Here is an 18,135-nt window from a genome sequence, read left to right as displayed (position 1 = left end):
TATTAACCTCCTGTTGCATAGCGCATAATATTTTCTTGAGTTAGTTCGGACTGGGTTAAGTGTGCGGTCAATTTCCCTTCTCGCATGACACAAACAGAATCACACATATTGATGATTTCAGGAAGTTCAGAGGAGACTAAAATAATCGCCAGCCCCTGTTTGGCAAGCTCGTTAATGATGGAATAAATTTCGGATTTCGCGCCTACATCAACGCCTCTTGTCGGTTCGTCAAGAATTAAGAGCTTCGGATTCGTAGCCAGCCATTTAGCTAATACCACTTTTTGTTGGTTTCCTCCGGACAAACTGGAAACTTCAGCATCAGGCGAAGCCGTTTTTATATTTAAACTCTTTATATAAGTGCTGATTAATGCGCTTCTTTTTTCCTCACTCACAATCAGTTTATTTTTCATAAGGTGTTTCAGCTCGGACAGCGTCATATTAAAACCAACGGAATTCATTAACACGAGGCCTTGATCCTTGCGATCCTCCGGAACCAGTGCAATCCCTTTTTCAATGGCATCCCTGCAGCTTTTAATCTTCAGCTCTTCCCCGTTCAGAGAAACAGATCCGTGATCATAACCATAAGCGCCAAATATAGCAAGCATAAGCTCGCTTCTTCCCGCACCCATCAAGCCGGAGAAGCCAAGGATTTCACCCTTGTGTACGGAAAAGCTAATATCTTCAAAAACATTCTGTTTTGACAAATGTTCGACTTTCAACACAACCTCATCTTGACGAGAATAGGTCCTTGTATAAAAGTTTTTTAACTCTCTGCCTACCATCATCGCCACGAGCTCATCAGGGCCGCTCTTTTTCGTAATCACGGTTCCAACATACGTTCCGTCTCTAATGATGGTAATTCGATCAGTTATGGTAAACAGTTCTTCAAACTTATGCGAAATGTAAATGATGCTCACGCCATTTTGTCTTAAACGCTCCATCGTTACAAAGAGATGTTTGACCTCTTCATCCGATAACGAGGACGTAGGTTCATCCATTACTAAAATTTTTACATTAAAAGAAATCGCCTTTACGATCTCTACTAACTGCTGGTGAGCTACCGATAACTCGCCGACTAAGGTGTTCACATCAAGGTTTAGTCCCAATTCCTTAACCATTTCTTGGGCTTGAGCGTTCATTTGCTTTCTATCGATCAATCCCAATTTCGTAACGGGTTCTCTTCCCAAAAAAATGTTCTCTGCAACGCTCAGATAGGGTACGAGAACGATTTCCTGGTGAATGACACCGATCCCATGGGCTTGTGCATCGTGAACGCCTTTGATGTCCACCGTTTTTCCATGGATCAAAATTTCACCGTGATCGGGTTGGTGAATCCCGCCCAACACTTTGATTAACGTGGATTTGCCAGCACCATTTTCACCGAGTAAAGCGTGAATTTCTCCTGATTTAAGCTCGAAGTTGATTCCGTTTAAAGCTTGTGTTTGACCAAAGCTCTTAGCAATCGAATGCATTTCCAGGACGTTTTCAGCCAATGAGGTTCACCTCCGAAAGTAAAAAAAATGTAGAATGCAAGATAAACCTGAATTCTACGAAAATGAGACTATGCGAATTTAAGGGCTTTATCGTGAATTATTGCCACTCGCCAGCTGTTTCTTCAGCCATTTCTTTGGTTACCACGTGAGAAGGCAGCAGCATTTCTTTCTCAATTTCTTTTCCTTCTATTAAATCAAGAGCTGCCTGGAAAGATTTTTCGGCAATTTGAATAGGTACCTGAGCCGCTACCGCCTTAAGGGATCCATCTACTATCGCAGCTTTTCCATCTGGAGAAGCATCGATGGAGTACACGCTAATGTTCTTGCCGCTTGCTTCTACAGCTGCAGCTGCACCCAGTGCGGAAGGGTCATTGATCGCAAAGATGGCCGCTAAATTAGGATTGGCTTGGATAATGTCCTCAGCGATCGGCAGCGAAGCATCTAATGCGGCTTTACCGTCTTGCTGTGCAACAATATTGAATTTTGATTTACTATCCCCTAGACCCTCCAAGAAGCCTGCGACACGTTGAACACAGCTTTCATTGGAAGGGAAATCCAAAATCGCAATTTCTCCGCCGTTTGGAAAGTCTTTTACCATTTGCTCTCCCATCAATTTTCCCGCCATGAAAGCATCAGTAGCGATTATACTCTTAACTAAGTCCTGGTCGTCTTTGATTACCGCAGTATCCACGTTAAATACCGGAATATTTTTATCATTTAATTGTTCTAATCCTTGACGAATTCCCGCAGAATCAACCGGAATGATAAACACCGCATCAAATCCTTGGTTTGCAGCGTCAGACATTTGATTCATTTGTTTGTTCAAGTCGTAATCCGGATCCAACATAGTGAGCTTTACGCCTTTTTCTTTAGCCAGTCTTTCGTAGGTTTTTGTCATCGCCGTCTGGAACGTATTATTTTGCGTGTTTGGCAGGAAAGCAAAGCTTAATGTGCCGTCACCCTTTGCCGCATTGCCTGCATTGCCTGCATTGCCGGTAGTTGCTTCGTTTTTAGCGTTACCGCATGCGGCAAGTGTTAAAGCCAAAACCGTCACTGAAAGTGCTTTAAAAATTTTTTTCACTCTTATAACCCCCTATGGCTTAAATGAATTTCCTTTTTTAGCTAATAAAGCGTCCGGAGTAGCTGTATAAACGAAACAGTGCAACAGATACTCTATGTTGAAGCGCTTTCAAGCTATTGATTACGTAAAATATAGCATACTAGTGTTTTTTAAGTCAACGATTTCAATAAAATTTTATTGAATAGAGGGGGTTTCCTAATTTTTTACGTAAATTTATTTAATATAATGCTCTCAATCTCAGGCGGAGCCGGCTCAAGTGTTATATCCTTCCATGCTTTCAATAAATTTTTTGCCTCCACCCGATACGGTTGTACGCCGATATATTTATAACCATCTTGTCCCAACAAAGCTTTTGCCGTCGCTAATCCAACCGCAATACCTTGCTGATAAGGCCTTTGACTAGAAAGCCCCTTCACCATTTCTCCTCTTGCTAAATAAGTTGCAATTTCAACTTCCAAATCAAAGGTAAACATCGATATATCTTCTCTTTTTAATTCCTTTAGTGCTTTGATCGCTTCAAGTGCCGGCCGATCCCAGGATATATAGAGTCCTTTAATTTCAGGATTGGTCTTCAGCATTTCTTTGCATATTTCATAAGTGTTTTCGATTTTATGGAAATACTGCTCATTCACAATTTCAATGTTTTTGAAATTCGTGGTAATGACCTCTTTCGCCACAGCATCGCGCAAATGCGTCCCATAAAACGGAGCGCCGTGACCAATAAAACCGATCTTGACGTCTTTCTCGTTCTTAAAGTAGTTCCCCAACAGCAAAGCTACATTTTGACCGCTTTCCCGTTCATTCACCGAAACACAGGATGCATACTGGTCTTTGTTCATTCCTTCGGGAATATTACTTATGAAAATGAGTTTGACTTGTTCCGAAATACTGTGGAATTTCTTTGCCGTCACCTCGTCATCGACAGGTATAGCGATGATCGCATCCGGCTGTTGAAGCCTCAACCCTTCCAACTGGTTGACTTGTAATATAGGATCGAAGTGTGCATTGGTAATGGAAAGAATCGAAATTCCGTACTTATCCAGGGTGTTGCGAATTCCATTCTCATACAGTCTTGCCCATGCGGTGCCCCCATAGTGAAAGGAAATCGCAACCTTATAATTTCCCGCCTTTAATTGATCCGCCTCTGCTTGAGAAATCGTCAATTCTTCTGGGGAAATCGTTCTCTCTCCGAATGGCCCCTTGCCTATAACTTGGGTCGACCGTTGTATAGAGAGCTCCATGGGAATATTAATTTGTTCAGCCCCTTTGGAAAGGTCCTCCATTTGTTTGAGCAAAAGCTTGACCTCTTGAATTCCTATTTCCTCTGTATCGTGCTTAAGCATTGTTAAAGGAGGGGTCACAATTTCAGACCACTCTTCATCGCCGAATCCAATAACCGACACATCCGTCGGACATTCCAGGCCTAATTTGTTCAACACCTTTAACAGATTTAACGTCATTCGATTACCACTTGCAATAAAAGCGGTCGGCTTAATGCGGACCCATACGTCTCTAACCTTTTTTTCGATATCCTCATAACTATTGTTGTCTGCGTCTAACACCAATTCGCTTCTAAACGGTAGCTTGTACGAATTCAAGGCGCCCCGGTAACCTTCGATCTTGCTCTCCGATGAGGAAAAGCGGCCTCTCTCAATAATTAAAGCGATCTCTTCATGTCCGGATCTCAACAAATGCATGGCCGCTTGATAAATTCCGCCTTCACCATCGGAAAGCACAGAGCTAGCCTCTATATTCTTAACCGTTCGGTCTAGAAAGACAAAAGGAATACGATGCTGCACTAATTTATCAAACTGCTTGCCATCCGTACTTACAGGGACAATAATGGCCCCGGCAATCCGCTTATTGAATACGATATTCGTAATGATATCTTTTTCCTGAGCGACCTTGTCATGATGAAAATGAACAACCGGATTATACCCTTTTTCAATTAAGTACTCAGAAATCGTAGAAACCAATTTCGCATACAAAGTACCGCATAAATCAGGGACGACGATGGCGATTTCGGAGCTTTTGCCGATTTTCAGCTTGCTGCCTTTATTTTTTAACTTTTTGTCATAGCCGGTCCTTTTGATGATCTCCTCTACTCTTTCAACAAGTTCCGGACTGACATACCTTGACTTATTTATTACGTGGGAAACCGTAGCAATCGAAACCCCAGCTTCTTTAGCGATCTCGTTAATAGTAGCCATCAAATCACAACTCCCGATATTTTTTACGTAAATTTTTAAAAATTGTATCACCTTTCTAGAATGGGGTCAATGAACCGCGGCTTTGAAAGGGCTTGTATTTTTAAACTAAATCCACCAACCTCCTAAGTTTACGTAAATAGTTGTCTTTTGCGATAGATGGCTCTTCAACAAAAGCCCCTCCGGATTACGGAAAGGCTTCCTGTGGATGAGTCTTAATCATCTCTATTTATTACTATTCTAGCCCAGGCCTTCATGATAGACGTTCTTTCACTATATAGGTAATTTCCACATTTCGTATTAGTTGATTAATAATTTTGGTTGCTCATTTGCAGGCCCTACAATCGTGTTTCCGCCGAAACTGAGATGCTGACCATACTTCTCTACTATAAAGTCGTTAAACGATCCGTCTGCATCCACTGTGGCAATGACTGTGGGAGCCCCTTTTTTGGTGAACGTCATTTGATCCTTGTCCCATGCATTTGTTCCTCTTGCTCCCTTGTATCCTTTCAAATCCAGATTTAGCATCGTTTTTGCGTCTTTCACTGCATTCTTCATTAATGTATCCAACGTCAGCTTCTTGATCTTTGTATCTTTTGCTTTTTCTCCCTTTTGGAATTCTTCGTAATTATCTATGCTTTTACCATTACGACCGACGAACAGCTGGAACAGCTGCTAAAGTAAGTTCAAAGGACACTCCAATGTTAAGGCTGACTTCCGTTTGTACTAAGCGCCAACAAGCGTTTTAGATTGTCATCAATAAATGTATTATCGGCCCTGTTTATGCCGCGACCGGCAAAATGGCCCCAGATCGACTCTATAGGCTTAAATATAGCGTTCGGTATACGCTCAGCCTCGTATTCGCTATCGTCCGCCGGGCAGAAGAGATCCGTGCTCCCTGGCATGACGCAGGCAAGCGCCTTAATGCTTCCCAGCGCCTTATCGAAATCTCCGCTGTAGGCGGGATTTGCACTAATATCTGCATTTTGTCCCGTCCATAACATGGCTAGAACATTGTGCGGATCCATCCGCATAAAGCTGTTTTCCCAGACGCCGACCATAAAATCCGCCAAGGAGTCAAATCCCAGCTCACGATAAAGTTCCTCTCTGTAAAACGCCTGCGATACGCCCCATCCCGCATAGACACGACCAACGGCACGCATATCTGCAGCAGTCAACTGGTTGAGTTTGCTTGAATCGAAGCGGACGGCGGCCATAAGCGAAGCTTTCATGCCTTCCAGGACCACATATGTTTGAGGCCAAGTCTTGGCAATGCCGGCGAAAGGCGCAATGCGTTCCACCATGTCGGGATAACTTGCCCCCCATTGGAATGCTTGAATGCCTCCCATGGACCATCCAACGACGAGAGCGATCTTTTGGATGCCGAATTTTTCAGTCACCAGCCGATGCTGGAATTGAACGTTGTCGTAGATGGTTACCTGCGGAAAATTCGCCCGGTCGAATGGCGGAGGCGTGTTGCTGGGAGACGAAGATAAGCCGTTGCCCAGCAGATTTGGAACGATGATGAAATATTTTTGCGGATCCAGTGCCATGCCGCTGCCAATCAACCATTCATTCTGAACATGCTGATCGCCAAAAGCCGTCGGATAGACGATGACATTATCTTTTTTTTCATTTAATCTTCCATAAGTTTTATAAGCCAGAAAAGCGCCCGGTAACGTCACTCCCGACTGCAAAGTTACGTCGCCCAAATCGAAAATCTCATAATCCATCGTATAGCCTCTCCCTTCAAAATGAACCCTACCCCATGCCTAAAAATGTATTCCTTGTTGTTAGTATAGAACTGTGCTACCTTCAATAAAAGTGAATGAATTTCAACTTAGCATTCAATAATATTGAAAGTTAAAGGGGAATCATAGGATGGAATTGCGCCAACTTATTACGTTCCGTACGGTTGCGTCTACTTTAAATTTCAGTCGGGCTGCGGAAGCGTTGAACTACGTTCCCTCCAACGTCACAATGCAAATCAAAGCGTTGGAGGATGAGCTTGGCGTTCGCCTCTTTGACCGCTTGGGGAAGCAGCTTGTTCTCACCCATGCGGGCAAGCGCTTTTTAACTCAGATCCAAAGTGTTCTGGATAAATTGGACGAAGCTCGCAGCGCCGTTCACGACAATGAAGTGCTAAACGGCACCCTAACGATCAGTGCTAACGAGGTGATTTGCGCCTATCGGCTTCCGGCTGTCTTTCAACGATTTCGTGCGCAGCATCCGGGCGTTCGTTTGATCTTCCGCTCTGTTCCCAATCAGGAACTCAAGCAGGCACTCTTTGAGGGAACGGCCGATATCGTCTTTATGCTGGACGAGCCCGTTCGCTCGAACGGACTTACCGTGGAGCCTCTACTGGAAGAGACTTTCCGCCTTTTCGCCGCTCCAGACCACCCGCTCGCTAAACGAACAGTACTGCAGCTGGATGATTTTCACGGAGAAGTGTTCCTGACGAATGAAAAGGGCTGCCCCTATCGAACCATGTTTGATCGGTCATTTGAGAAAGAAGGCATGGATAGTATTACGTATTTAGAGTTTCAAAGTGCGGAAGCCATTAAACAATGCGCCATTTCGGGAATCGGCATTGCCTTTCTTCCCGAAATCGTAGTGGAAGCCGAAGTTGAACGGGGCGAACTTATTGCTCTTCCCTGGCAAATTCCAGACCTTCACGTGTATACACAGATGGCATGGCATAAAGACAAGTGGCTTTCACCCATCATGTTGTCTTTCATAGAAGCGGCAAGGGGGGGTTCTCCTGAGGGATATTTGAGCTTTGAATCGTAACGGTTGGAGAACAAGGGGAGAGATTCAAGATAAATAAAGGTTAGTAGTTAGTTGCCCCTTACAAACGTATTATCAAAAAACAGGAACATTGAAGGAACACCGAATAACCCCGTCTTGGGTGTAACGGGGCTGAACGACGCTTATTTGGAGTAGAGCTTCTAACCAAGCTGGGAACGCGGCCAAGATTGGCCGGCGCGAATCCCAAGCCCGTAGGGGATTGATAGCTCAAGATTCCGCCGTTAATTATGATAGGGTTAACCGTAACAACTATTGAGCAAAAAAGAGAGCTTTCGAATTGTGCTTTTTTTAATTATTCCTACCAAGCAGCAAAAAATTGACTTGAAGGATATAATAATCAATTTTTCATGTACTCCTCAAGGGTTACAGCAACTTCTGGATTAGTTACTTTTAATGTACTGTGGAATTCTTCAAAAAATTTCTCAAGATCATTACTAGCTTGACTATTTGTTCTATTTTCACTATATATAATAAGCGCTTCTCTGAATAAATCGCTATCTTTTATTATTTCTTTAATTTTTTTTATATAATTTGAATTTGATGCAATTAATTCAGCAAAGATAAGATCTTCTAAACACTCTTTTATTAAACCAAGTTTTTTGTTTAGTCCTGATCTATTAGAGTAAAGAACGTTACTCTTTTTTAGATTTATCGAATTTGTATAGCTTTCCTTTGCTTTTAAATATAGATTCTTTTTCTCAATTTTGTTCTTCTCTAAGTCACCAATACACTCTAACGAAATAGCCCTATTATTATAGAAATGATGATCAATCTTACTCTCTTTAGCTAGCGTAAAAAATTCGTCGTACTCTTTTATTGCCAGCAGATAATTATCCTTGTATTCCTTACTATCTGAAGGATACATTCGTGCTAAATAGAAATAGGAATTAGCTATATACTTATGAATAGACGCTGTATCTGTATTGGTATTCGCTTGCGTCAGTGCTTCACGATAACATAAAATAGCGGCATTATATTGTTCCACCGATTTAAACGTTCCATGTGCATGTCCTTTTAAAATAAAAAACCGAGGTGCTACATAGTTTTTTCCAGATCCTTCAATCCCCATTTGAAAATATTCTGCTGCTTTTTCATAGTTCTTTTTGTTGTAAAATGCCTCTGCTACCTTAAAGAACAAATGATAATCAATATATTTATATCCAGTAATGTTTCTTTCTATTTCAACAATTAACTCCTCTTTTTTAGGAGCTTCCTGATTAATTAAGTCGATGAACTCTTGAAAGAGCATATACAACTTTTCTTCATTATCTAGTTCTGGAATTAGATCCACTATCCCATCTTCAGATATTACTACTATCAGACACTTTTTCTTAAGATCAGTTATTTTCTCAAAGTAACGATATGCTGAATTAAATCTTGCGCCTCGGCTTGAATCACCTAAATTCTCACGGGCAATTCCATCTAAGATTACTCCTATCGCGTGGCATTTCCCATGAATATCAAAGTAAATAGCTCCATCGATGGACGTTATAAATTTAATATATTCGGGGTCTATTTTAGTCGGTTCAATCAGTGTTGACTGTTTTTTTAATGTTACTAATTCTGAAACTGCAGTATCATAATCAGTGATTACGACCATGGTACCATGTTTCTGCTCCTTAGATTTTCTGACGATTCTTTCCAGGTATTTAATCGATTCATCAAATTTATAATCAGCAGCTTCGTTTAGAAACTGAGACCTCATTATCGCTTTAAACTTTTCTGGCGAATAACCTTCCTCCCCTAGTTTTGGGCTTTTAAAGACCACGTTAATCAATTCTTTTGAAAGAATCTTCAAATTTCTTTCAAACCGATATACCTTTTGTTCGTTATGCGTGACTAATTTTCCGTTACTCTGATGATCATCCCTAATGGTTATCCAAGAAAGCGAATACTTGGAGATTCCTTTAAACTCTACTTTCAATAACAGTTGATCTTCTAATTCACTCCACTTAATTTCACCCAGACCATAAATATGTGTACCGTCAGAAATCAAATATAAATCTTTTTCTGAGTCTGTAAGTTCTAGTAATTTTCTAATTAGTTTTGAGTCTTCTAGCTCAATACAATCTTGACTTTGAAATTTTATTGTGAAATGTATCAATTTGCTTTTTTCTTGTAGATGCCCTTTATTTAAAAACAAAATACATCCGAAAGGACTACTGTTCTCATAAGTTCTTGTCGAAATATCATCTATTTTTTCAAGCAAATTATTAATGTAATACTGATTATTAGGTTGATCATTAAAAACTTTCAGTGAAGAAGTGACTTGTTGATTATTGTAAAATAAATTTTGAGACTTCCCAAAAAACAAACGTGTCATTCTACGAGTAAACTGAATACTATCTTCATTGTACTTTCTTCCTATTTCCCCATTTTTATCAATTAAAATGCCTTTACTATTATGTAAGGAAAAGTAATCCAGAAAATAAAAATCAAGATTCATTCTGACAAAAGATAGCTGCGGGGTTTTATAAAACAACTCAGATTGTTCTGGTGTAATATTACTAATTTCTATAATGTAAATAACTTTTTGAGTACTTTTCCTTGCTAACAAACTTAATGTATTTACATAGAATATTCTCTCATCTATATCTCCAATTTTCGGTATTTCAATAGAGTCATATGAGCTAATAGATTCTATTGCAGCTATTTCTGATCTATTCGTTCCAATATCATATTTTCTTTCATTGAAGTACTCTTGCAAATTGGCAACAAAATCTTCCTCAAGGTTAGGAATGTTATTTTCGACATCTAGTTCTGAGAAAACAGTGTAAATATTATTTATTTCTTCCTGGTTTATTTCTCTGTTGTTTTTAGAAATAAGATTCTTAATTCTAATAATTCTTTGTATTTCGCCATCACTGCCCAATAAAATACTATAACATTTAATATTGAGTCTTTTATTTAGTTTTTTTAAAATATTATCAAGATTTATGTAAACTATCTTATTTAAATTGAGTAAATCATCAGTCATAGACGCCATGATATATATCCCTTCTATGATTAAAATATTTAATATGATTTATTCTATACATAGATGATCTTTCCTTTTCCAGTGTTAATAAAAGAATTTATTCCTTTTTATTTATGATGCGGTTCAGCCTAACGGGGCTATCAGCGAAACTCCTTGGATAGCTTTGAAGTATACCCCGAAGGATTGTGAGAAAATTAAAATAGCCTTATGCTGGGGAACAACCCGGTATAAGGCTTTAATTGAGGTTTAAGTCTCCTTCTGAACTATTTATACTTTTTGCATTAGTTTTTCATGCTCACCAGAAAAACTCCATATTGGAGCTGAATCTAACTGTTTTCTACGATGGCCGCTATCTTTTGCCCAGAATTGTCTGAAAACAAATCCCCGCTTCATTTGCTTTTGGGTTACATAAAAACTCATATCTACCAAGTATGCAACGAACTCCTCTTTTTTTCTTTTTTCTGAGGAAGTTGACTCTTTAATAACGTGTAGATATCTCAAGTTAACCAAATTATTTAGTAAACGCTCATCTTGCTTTGCTAGTACAGTTGGATATAGAATAACATTTGTATTTAATTGCCCTATTATTTCTTTTTCAATCTTGTTTAATGCTGCCCTTAATTCTTCATCAGTCAAGTCAGAATCTGTCTCATTATTATTATCTTTATCAGCTCTTAATTCACGTACAACCGAGTAAATATGCTCCTTGCCAATACTATCTCGCTGATCTTCTCTTGTAGCCTTTACTAACTGACCAAACATAATAAGGAAATCCCTTGGAATACCTCCTGTTGCAACAAGTGAATAATTAAGCGCATCTTCACTACTGAATAAGGATTCTATATCCCTTAGTGATAACTCGAGTGATGGATCGATCGAACATACAATTCTTAATAAATGTTTCTTTTGTCGATCAATTTCAGAGAGATCATTGTCTAAATTAATAGGAGAATAATCATCTTTGTGGGAAAAATTGGATTCCCCCTCATTGTTCATTCTTAGTCGATGAGGTAGTGTTGATACCTTAAAACAAAAGCTGTTATTCTTGGAGTTTTTATATATATCGTGAAGGTATTGTAATATTCTTGGTTGTTTAATAAGTGAAATTTGATAAAAATCGTCTAAGTAAAGAACTATGTGTTTTTGTGTTAAATCAAAAAACTCATTAGTAATTGTTACCAGCGCCTCCTTTACATTATCAATTAAGGCTGTTTTTGTTACAGTTTTACTGTCTTCTACCTCTACAGTAACCTGAAGTGTATCGTTTTTCTCCTGCTCAACCGTATTTGTAGAGTTATATGCCATACTTGTTAAATTATTAATTGTTGTTGACAGTAATTCGTAGCTCGCCTTTACTTCCCCTTTAAGTTTTGTCTCACTCTGGAACTTAACAACTTTTTCATTCTTTTGTTTCATTGAACTTGTAGTTGCCATCTTAGTCCCTATTTTATAAGTTACTTCAGAAGGTGTACTTTCGATTTTATTGAGGATACCAATAAAATCACCTACAGCGCTATAGAAAAGCTCCAATCTCTGATATTTATCTAACACAGCAACATCACGTTTTCTTGTTATCTTCGCATAAATACCCTTTATACCTTTATACTGAGACTTATATATCATTTCAGCTGGTACTAGATAATCATCTCTTATCAAGCCTTGAATTTTGGTTAGCATTTTCAAAACAAGTTTTATAATTATAGTATCCGCATCCATATTGCGAATGGGTTGTAAATCATAAACTATTGGAAAATCGGAGCTTGAATTCTTTATTGCAGCCGACATAAGAGTGGTTTTTCCACTGCCCCTTCGCCCGTAAAGAATATGATTATTATGTACACTAAGCCTCGCTAAATTTTCTGAAGAATCAATATAATTGACTGTATCATCAGTTTCAGCATTTACTATTTTCCTTCTCCTAATTTCCTCAATCTGCGGTAATAGTTTATTTAGTTTTTCAGAATTAATCCCCAGACTCAATACAACCTACCCCCAAATAATGTCCCTGACTCTATACCATCAAAATTAATTGTCCTATGCTTATCGTGTAGTCCTTCTTTATATTATCATTTTTTGTAATATTTTAGGGGCATTTTTTGCAATCATTTCTCTTCTCTATTACTGAACTATTTTACAACTACCACCTCTCGTTAAGATTTTACGTCATTTATGATACGGTTCCCCCCGATTAATCTTCACCGCGCGATAAATCTGCTCCACCAGCACCAGCCGCATGAGCTGGTGCGGCAGCGTCATGCGCCCGAAGCTGAGCTTCTGCTGGGCGCGGCGCAGCACGTCATCGGAGAGCCCGTGGCTCCCGCCGATGACGAACACCACATGGCTCGTCCCGTACGTACCGAGCCGGTCCAACTGCGCGGCGAGCTCCTCCGAGCTCCACAGCTCGCCGCCGATCGCCAGAGCGATGACATGGGCATCGCTCTTCACGTGCGCCAAGATGCGCTCGCCCTCTCGAGCCTTCACGCCAAGCACCTCCGCCTCGCTCATCGTCTCCGGCGCTTTTTCGTCGACCACCTCCGTCATCTGGAATTTTACATACGGCCCCAGCCGTTTGGCGTATTCCGCTATCCCCTGGACCAGGTATTTTTCCTTCAGTTTGCCGACTCCGATCAGTTGAATAAGCATGGCTACCTCCCGCATCTGCCTCAAAATATATTATGATTATACTTTAGTCTCCCGCCGCAACAAAACGACACCCAGGTGTGAAATGTTCTCCCCATGGCTGTTCTCACCAATCCACTTTAACCACCCCGGGAATCCTTTCTCACTCTTGCCATGTCTACCGCATTGTCGCGCTGCTGATCCCTCGCCGTCAGGATATCGAGGACATTATGACCTGGAAATGGCGGAATAAAACACATACGGAAAGAGGGCAGCCTTTAAGACGGGTCCTCCTTTTTCTGCGAGACCGGAGGCCCCGTCGCAACACATTAACGGGAAAACCTCCCGCTAATTCGGTCCGAATCCCACGAAACTCGAAATTACCTGGAATTTCTCCCGTTAATCCTCCCCCGGCAAGGCGGTTTTGGGCCATGTTCCGCTAAATTAGCTGGAGCTTTTCCAGGTAATTGAATCCCGGAAGTTAGAATCTGCCGCATTAGCTGGAGAAAATCCCGCTAAACACCTCATCGCCTTGACAATGAACGGACTGTCCGAAGTTCACTCTCCTTTTCCACGCAAAAAAGGCGGTTTCCTCCCGCAAGTGGAGATGACCGCCCCATCCATATTATAGTCCATTCCTATACGATCAAAAACCTCGCCTCATGCTCGCATTCCTGGCATTTTACCGGCGGATCCCAATCGATAAATTTTGTGTGCTCCAGGTCTACCACATCCGGCGCGTCCTCAAACTCGTCGACAAACATGTCGATCGCCAGCTCCACATGATCTTTGCATACTACGTACATTCGCTCAAAGCATCCTTTCTTGCCGCCATCGCGGCGGGCTCCGTATTTACAGGTTGTCCTTTATTTGTTCTACCATACTCGGCCCAAAAAAGGAACCGTCCAAATCACACCGGACCGGACGGCTCCTGCCAAATGCTCCGCATTTCCTCAACGCGGCGTATAGAAATTTTGCGTGAAGTACGTATGGTATTCACTCTTGTCCGAACCCAACGCCATGCCAACGCCCAGCGTCGTGAATCCGCTTTTCAGAATATTGGCCCGGTGGCCCGCGGAGTTTATCCAGCCGTTGTAGGCTTCAATCGCATCGTCATAACCGGCCGCGATATTTTCGCCCCACGTGCGGTATTCCTTCAGGCCCTGTGCCGCCATCCGGTCCCCGGCCGACAGTCCGTCCGGGCTATCGTGCTCGAAGTAATTCCGCTTGGCCATATCCTGGCTGTGCAGCCGGGCCGCGACGGCGGCCTTGTCGTTCCAGGCCAGCGGCTGAAGACCTTTTTTCACCCGGAACGCATTGGTCAAGTCAAAAACTTCCCGCTCCGTCGCACCCAGAACCGCCTCTGTCGGATTACCTGATTTCACGCCGTCAAAATAAACCTTCTCCTGTACCAGCACGCCATCGACGCTTCCGCCCTCATGGGAATCCAGGAATAAATGCAGATAGCTTCCTTCGGTCCGGTAGTTCAACGTGCGGCCTTTCGTCTCCTCGGCTTTGCCCCAAAGCTGTTCCGCCCGGGATTTGACTCCCTTTAGCCCCTGGGTGTCCCCGGCTTCAAACTGCCAACCCTCGGCATTGGAATATAGAGCGACTACCCGTCCTTCCGCAATCCCGATCTGCGCAAAGCGCTTGTAGTCGCTGTTGTAGATGTACCAGGCCATTTTGTGGCCGGTCACATCCTTACGGGCCGGTTGGCCCAGCAGTTCCACGACCTTCGACTCGACATCGCCGATCGCCACGCCTTGCAGTGAGATTCCCGCTTCCGCCTTCGCCGGCTTGTCCGCCGCCGCTGGTACATCGCCCGAAGAGGATGTCTGCTGCTTCAATCTATACAAAAAAGTCTGCGCCTCCGCACGGGACAGCGCATCGTTCGGAGCAAAGCCCGCCACGCCGGAAGAACCGGCCTTCCCCTGCCCCAGACCTTTGTCCAGCACCAGTTGAACCGCTTCCGTTTCCGCTAACTGCTGACCCATGACGGCCGCCATCAAACGCGCCACCTGGCCGCGGGTAATCTTCTGTTCCGGCTGATTCGCCACGGGCCAGCCCGCATCCGAAGCCACTTTGTAATAAGGGGTGTACCATGGCCCCCCCGTCTTGTTCTCCCCGACGGTTTTCTCCGGATAGGCGCGAACCAGCATAACCAGAAACTCCGATTCCGTAACGGCCTGCGTAGGCCGGAAGGTCCCGTCCGGATATCCGCTCGTCACCCCGTTCTCCTGCGACCACATCACCATGTCGTAGGCCCAATGCGACCCCGGTACATCCGAAAACCCGGCCGCCTTGGCGACACCTGCCGGTCCCGCCGCACCCATTAAGGCTGCTCCGGCCATCCCAAAGATGGTGAGACTACTCATTCCCCGCTTCAGCATTCTCTTCATCGTTCTTTGTCCTCTCTGCACTAAGCTGAAAAATTCTTTTCCCGTTAGTTCGACAAAAAACGATGAATTCCTTTAATATTTAACAGTTTTCTTCCCCGGTTCCCTGGCCTCCAAATGATGTAGAATCGATCGTTCTCACCTATCGCTTGATGAAGCGTCTTTGTTAAAAGCCAAGAAAAGAATCATTGCCATGATGCAAGATGTCCCTATCCATTGAAACAAACCGAAGGAATCCTTTAACCAAAAAACGGTTGTCAATACAGCCGCTAATGGCTCTATGCTTCCCAAAAGACTTGACTCTTTTGGAGATAAACTTTTTAAACTTTCGATAGAAAACCAAAAAGCCAGCATCGTGCCAAAAATAATCACAAAAATCAAATATAAATAGGCTTCTAAGGGTAGGTTCGTAAATTTCATATGCCAAGGCGGGTGGATAAAACTCAAGGCCACCCCCCCGATGATCATAGCCCAGCCAACAATAACCAGCGAATCGTATTTCTCGAGGAATCGGACCGCATACAAGGTATAAAAGGCAAGGGCAAACCCGGATAATAATCCCCAAATAACTGCATCTGACGGTACGGATAATTGAGACAATGAACCGTCGGTCAGTAGGAAAAAACAACCCGTTAAAGCAAGCGATACCGTATACATATCTTTCTTTTTTGGAGCGGATTGTTTACTGACAAATAAGTATATAATAATGATTACAGGTGCCAGATATTGCAATAACGTTGCTACAGCAGCGTTTCCCCTTTCTATAGAAGCCATATAGGTGTATTGAACCCCGAGCATACCCACTAATCCAAATATAAGGAGTTGAAAGGAAAACTTTTTATTTTTCCAGATCTCAAGAATGCTTGTACGGCCTTTTCTAAAAGATTGCACCCCCAGGAGTAACAATCCGCCAATGAGTAACCGAATCGTAACGAGCCACCCCATATCGATGCCGTATTGTTGGAATAGCTTTTTTGCAACTGTACCGCCAATCCCCCAAAATATAGCGCCAGTTATGATGAAGAAAATACCTCTCCCTCTACCCATAGTCAACCCCCGCTAAAGTATTAAAATTGTGTTTTATTTTGACTATAATAAAGAGAAAATGTCTAAATATATACTAAAATCAAATAATAAAATATAAATATATTGAGATTGGGGCCTGTCAATGCAAATCAAAGATTTCGCCGTTGATCCAAATTTTAAAGAGCTGACGGAACATCGTACCACCGTGTTGCCCATCGCATGTTATCACACAACGATTAGTCACAATATAAATGGCTATATCCCTTTGCATTGGCATGAAGAGTTTCAATTTGTTCTCATCATGAAGGGACAAGCTGTCTTCCAAATCCAAGAGGAAAAAGTGACGCTGGACGAAGGGGACGGACTATTTATCAATAGTGGTTGCCTCCACCTGGCCAAAGACGATAACCATTCGGGATGCGTTTATATTTGTTTAAATGTTTCTCCGAGTTTTATTCTCTCGCAAGAACTTTTTAGAGCTTATGTGTATCCTTATATAGGAGCGACGAACTTACCTTACATTCGCCTGACTACCAAGAAGGACTGGGCAAAAAACATCGTCGATGCCATGCTGGAGATTGACCGTTTGATCCGGCAGAGTTCAGCTTTTTATGAAATAGATATTACGATACAGTTAGCTCATATTTGGAGAAATTTGGTCGCTAGTGGTTTTCAATTAGAGTACAAAGAAGCTGAGATGTTAAAGAACCATAGAATGAAGAAAATGCTGAATTGGATCCATCTCCATTTTGCCGAGAGGATCGTTTTAGAGGATATCGCAAGGGAAGGGCAATTGAGCAGGTCCGAATGTTGCCGCTATTTCAAACGGTTTCTAAAGAAAACCCCTTTGAATTATGTGATGGAATACCGCATTCAAAAAAGCCTGACATTACTGCAACAACCCGAGTACAATGTCACCGACGCGGCTTATCAAGTAGGATTTAATAGTACAAGCTACTTCATCCATCAATTCAGAAAATCTATGAATATGACCCCGTTAGCCTACAAAAAGCAGCACCCTGTCAGGTTGGATGCAACGTGAGTACACATTAACGGGATTTCCTCCCGTTAATTACGCTCACTCGGCGCTGTCCGGCCCATTTACCTGGAATTTCTCCCGCTAATTCCCCCGAATCCGGCCGCTCCGGCCCAATCACGGCAAATTAGCGCCACTTTTTCCAGGTAATCCTCGCCCGCGCCCGGTCTGCGCCGAATTAACGGGAGGTTTTCCCGTTAATTCTCCGCGGGGCCAAACACGGCCAAACGCGGGCCAAGCCCGTGGTTTTCCCGTTAATCCGCCGGTGGGGGGAATAGCGCAGGAGCCGAGGCGTTGACGCCAGCGGTGGCACCGTCACCGTCACCGGCGAGGACTCTGCGCCGTTGAGGGCTCCGCACCGGCAAGCCTCCCCGCCGGTGAGCACGCCGGCCGGAGCGAAGCCTTGCCGACCCACAGCTACCGCCGCCGACCCGCCCGCACAAAAAAGACCCCGCCCACACCGCAGCGCCATTCGGCTGCTGCGTATGCAGG

Annotated in this window: 14 protein-coding genes; 2 read left to right on the top strand and 12 right to left on the bottom strand. The window is 42.7% G+C overall.

The features are described 5' to 3' along the window. Positions 1-2: 2 nt before the first annotated feature. The 5 genes from V4U84_RS20400 to V4U84_RS20380 all read right to left on the bottom strand — a co-directional run bounded on the left by V4U84_RS20400 (position 3) and on the right by V4U84_RS20380 (position 6,514). Positions 3-1,493, bottom strand: a complete 1,491-nt coding sequence (locus tag V4U84_RS20400; protein WP_334072649.1) for a sugar ABC transporter ATP-binding protein — start codon at positions 1,491-1,493, stop codon at positions 3-5. A gap of 97 nt (positions 1,494-1,590) precedes the next feature. Continuing rightward, a complete protein-coding gene (locus tag V4U84_RS20395; protein WP_334072650.1) occupies positions 1,591-2,574 on the bottom strand; it encodes a sugar ABC transporter substrate-binding protein in 984 nt (327 codons plus the stop codon). A gap of 203 nt (positions 2,575-2,777) precedes the next feature. After that, a complete protein-coding gene (locus tag V4U84_RS20390) occupies positions 2,778-4,784 on the bottom strand; it encodes a LacI family DNA-binding transcriptional regulator (protein WP_334072651.1) in 2,007 nt (668 codons plus the stop codon). A gap of 297 nt (positions 4,785-5,081) precedes the next feature. Next, the gene (locus tag V4U84_RS20385; RefSeq protein ID WP_334077851.1) at positions 5,082-5,351 is read right to left on the bottom strand and encodes a hypothetical protein; all 270 of its coding nucleotides are present in this window, start codon (positions 5,349-5,351) and stop codon (positions 5,082-5,084) included. 134 nt (positions 5,352-5,485) lie between these two features. Then, positions 5,486-6,514, bottom strand: a complete 1,029-nt coding sequence (locus V4U84_RS20380; RefSeq protein WP_334072653.1) for an alpha/beta fold hydrolase — start codon at positions 6,512-6,514, stop codon at positions 5,486-5,488. A gap of 148 nt (positions 6,515-6,662) precedes the next feature. On the opposite strand from V4U84_RS20380, the gene V4U84_RS20375 reads away from it, so the two are divergent. Then, complete coding sequence (locus V4U84_RS20375; protein WP_334072654.1) at positions 6,663-7,571, top strand: LysR family transcriptional regulator; 909 nt, start codon at positions 6,663-6,665, stop codon at positions 7,569-7,571. A 355-nt stretch (positions 7,572-7,926) separates the two neighbouring features. Here the strand turns inward: V4U84_RS20375 and V4U84_RS20370 are convergent, their stop codons facing one another. The 6 genes from V4U84_RS20370 to V4U84_RS20345 all read right to left on the bottom strand — a co-directional run bounded on the left by V4U84_RS20370 (position 7,927) and on the right by V4U84_RS20345 (position 16,628). After that, positions 7,927-10,575 (bottom strand): diadenylate cyclase, encoded by a 2,649-nt coding sequence (locus V4U84_RS20370; protein ID WP_334072655.1) that lies wholly within the window; start codon positions 10,573-10,575, stop codon positions 7,927-7,929. Between the two features lie 258 nt (positions 10,576-10,833). Beyond that, positions 10,834-12,546: a hypothetical protein gene (locus V4U84_RS20365; RefSeq protein ID WP_334072656.1), complete on the bottom strand. Its 1,713-nt coding sequence runs from the start codon at positions 12,544-12,546 to the stop codon at positions 10,834-10,836. A 183-nt stretch (positions 12,547-12,729) separates the two neighbouring features. Then, positions 12,730-13,209, bottom strand: a complete 480-nt coding sequence (gene rlmH, locus V4U84_RS20360; RefSeq protein WP_334072657.1) for a 23S rRNA (pseudouridine(1915)-N(3))-methyltransferase RlmH — start codon at positions 13,207-13,209, stop codon at positions 12,730-12,732. Positions 13,210-13,823: 614 nt separating this feature from the next. Continuing rightward, positions 13,824-13,991 (bottom strand): CxxH/CxxC protein, encoded by a 168-nt coding sequence (locus tag V4U84_RS20355; RefSeq protein ID WP_148454035.1) that lies wholly within the window; start codon positions 13,989-13,991, stop codon positions 13,824-13,826. Between the two features lie 147 nt (positions 13,992-14,138). Continuing rightward, on the bottom strand, positions 14,139-15,584 hold the full coding sequence (locus tag V4U84_RS20350; protein ID WP_334072658.1) for a CAP domain-containing protein: 1,446 nt from the start codon (positions 15,582-15,584) through the stop codon (positions 14,139-14,141). A gap of 135 nt (positions 15,585-15,719) precedes the next feature. Next, entirely contained in the window at positions 15,720-16,628 is a 909-nt protein-coding gene (locus V4U84_RS20345) for an EamA family transporter (protein WP_334072659.1), read from the bottom strand. A gap of 121 nt (positions 16,629-16,749) precedes the next feature. On the opposite strand from V4U84_RS20345, the gene V4U84_RS20340 reads away from it, so the two are divergent. Next, positions 16,750-17,649 carry an AraC family transcriptional regulator gene (locus V4U84_RS20340; protein ID WP_334077850.1) on the top strand — a complete coding sequence of 300 codons (900 nt, stop codon included), beginning with the start codon at positions 16,750-16,752 and terminating at the stop codon, positions 17,647-17,649. Positions 17,650-17,821: 172 nt separating this feature from the next. Here the strand turns inward: V4U84_RS20340 and V4U84_RS20335 are convergent, their stop codons facing one another. Then, positions 17,822-18,058, bottom strand: coding sequence for a hypothetical protein (locus V4U84_RS20335; RefSeq protein WP_334077849.1), 237 nt, complete (start codon positions 18,056-18,058; stop codon positions 17,822-17,824). Positions 18,059-18,135: the final 77 nt, after the last annotated feature.

The organism is Paenibacillus sanfengchensis (assembly GCF_036864765.1).
Lineage (GTDB): Bacteria > Bacillota > Bacilli > Paenibacillales > Paenibacillaceae > Fontibacillus > Fontibacillus sanfengchensis.
This window is presented reverse-complemented; position numbering and strand designations above follow the sequence as displayed.

Excerpts from the sequence above, each read along its gene's own strand:
- V4U84_RS20390 (WP_334072651.1), bottom strand. The coding sequence starts at position 4,784 with ATGGCTACTATTAACGAGATCGCTAAAGAAGCTGGGGTTTCGATTGCT.
- V4U84_RS20380 (WP_334072653.1), bottom strand. The coding sequence starts at position 6,514 with ATGGATTATGAGATTTTCGATTTGGGCGACGTAACTTTGCAGTCGGGA.
- V4U84_RS20375 (WP_334072654.1), top strand. The coding sequence starts at position 6,663 with ATGGAATTGCGCCAACTTATTACGTTCCGTACGGTTGCGTCTACTTTA.
- V4U84_RS20370 (WP_334072655.1), bottom strand. The coding sequence starts at position 10,575 with ATGGCGTCTATGACTGATGATTTACTCAATTTAAATAAGATAGTTTAC.
- rlmH (WP_334072657.1), bottom strand. The coding sequence starts at position 13,209 with ATGCTTATTCAACTGATCGGAGTCGGCAAACTGAAGGAAAAATACCTG.
- V4U84_RS20355 (WP_148454035.1), bottom strand. The coding sequence starts at position 13,991 with ATGTACGTAGTATGCAAAGATCATGTGGAGCTGGCGATCGACATGTTT.
- V4U84_RS20350 (WP_334072658.1), bottom strand. The coding sequence starts at position 15,584 with ATGAAGAGAATGCTGAAGCGGGGAATGAGTAGTCTCACCATCTTTGGG.
- V4U84_RS20345 (WP_334072659.1), bottom strand. The coding sequence starts at position 16,628 with ATGGGTAGAGGGAGAGGTATTTTCTTCATCATAACTGGCGCTATATTT.
- V4U84_RS20340 (WP_334077850.1), top strand. The coding sequence starts at position 16,750 with ATGCAAATCAAAGATTTCGCCGTTGATCCAAATTTTAAAGAGCTGACG.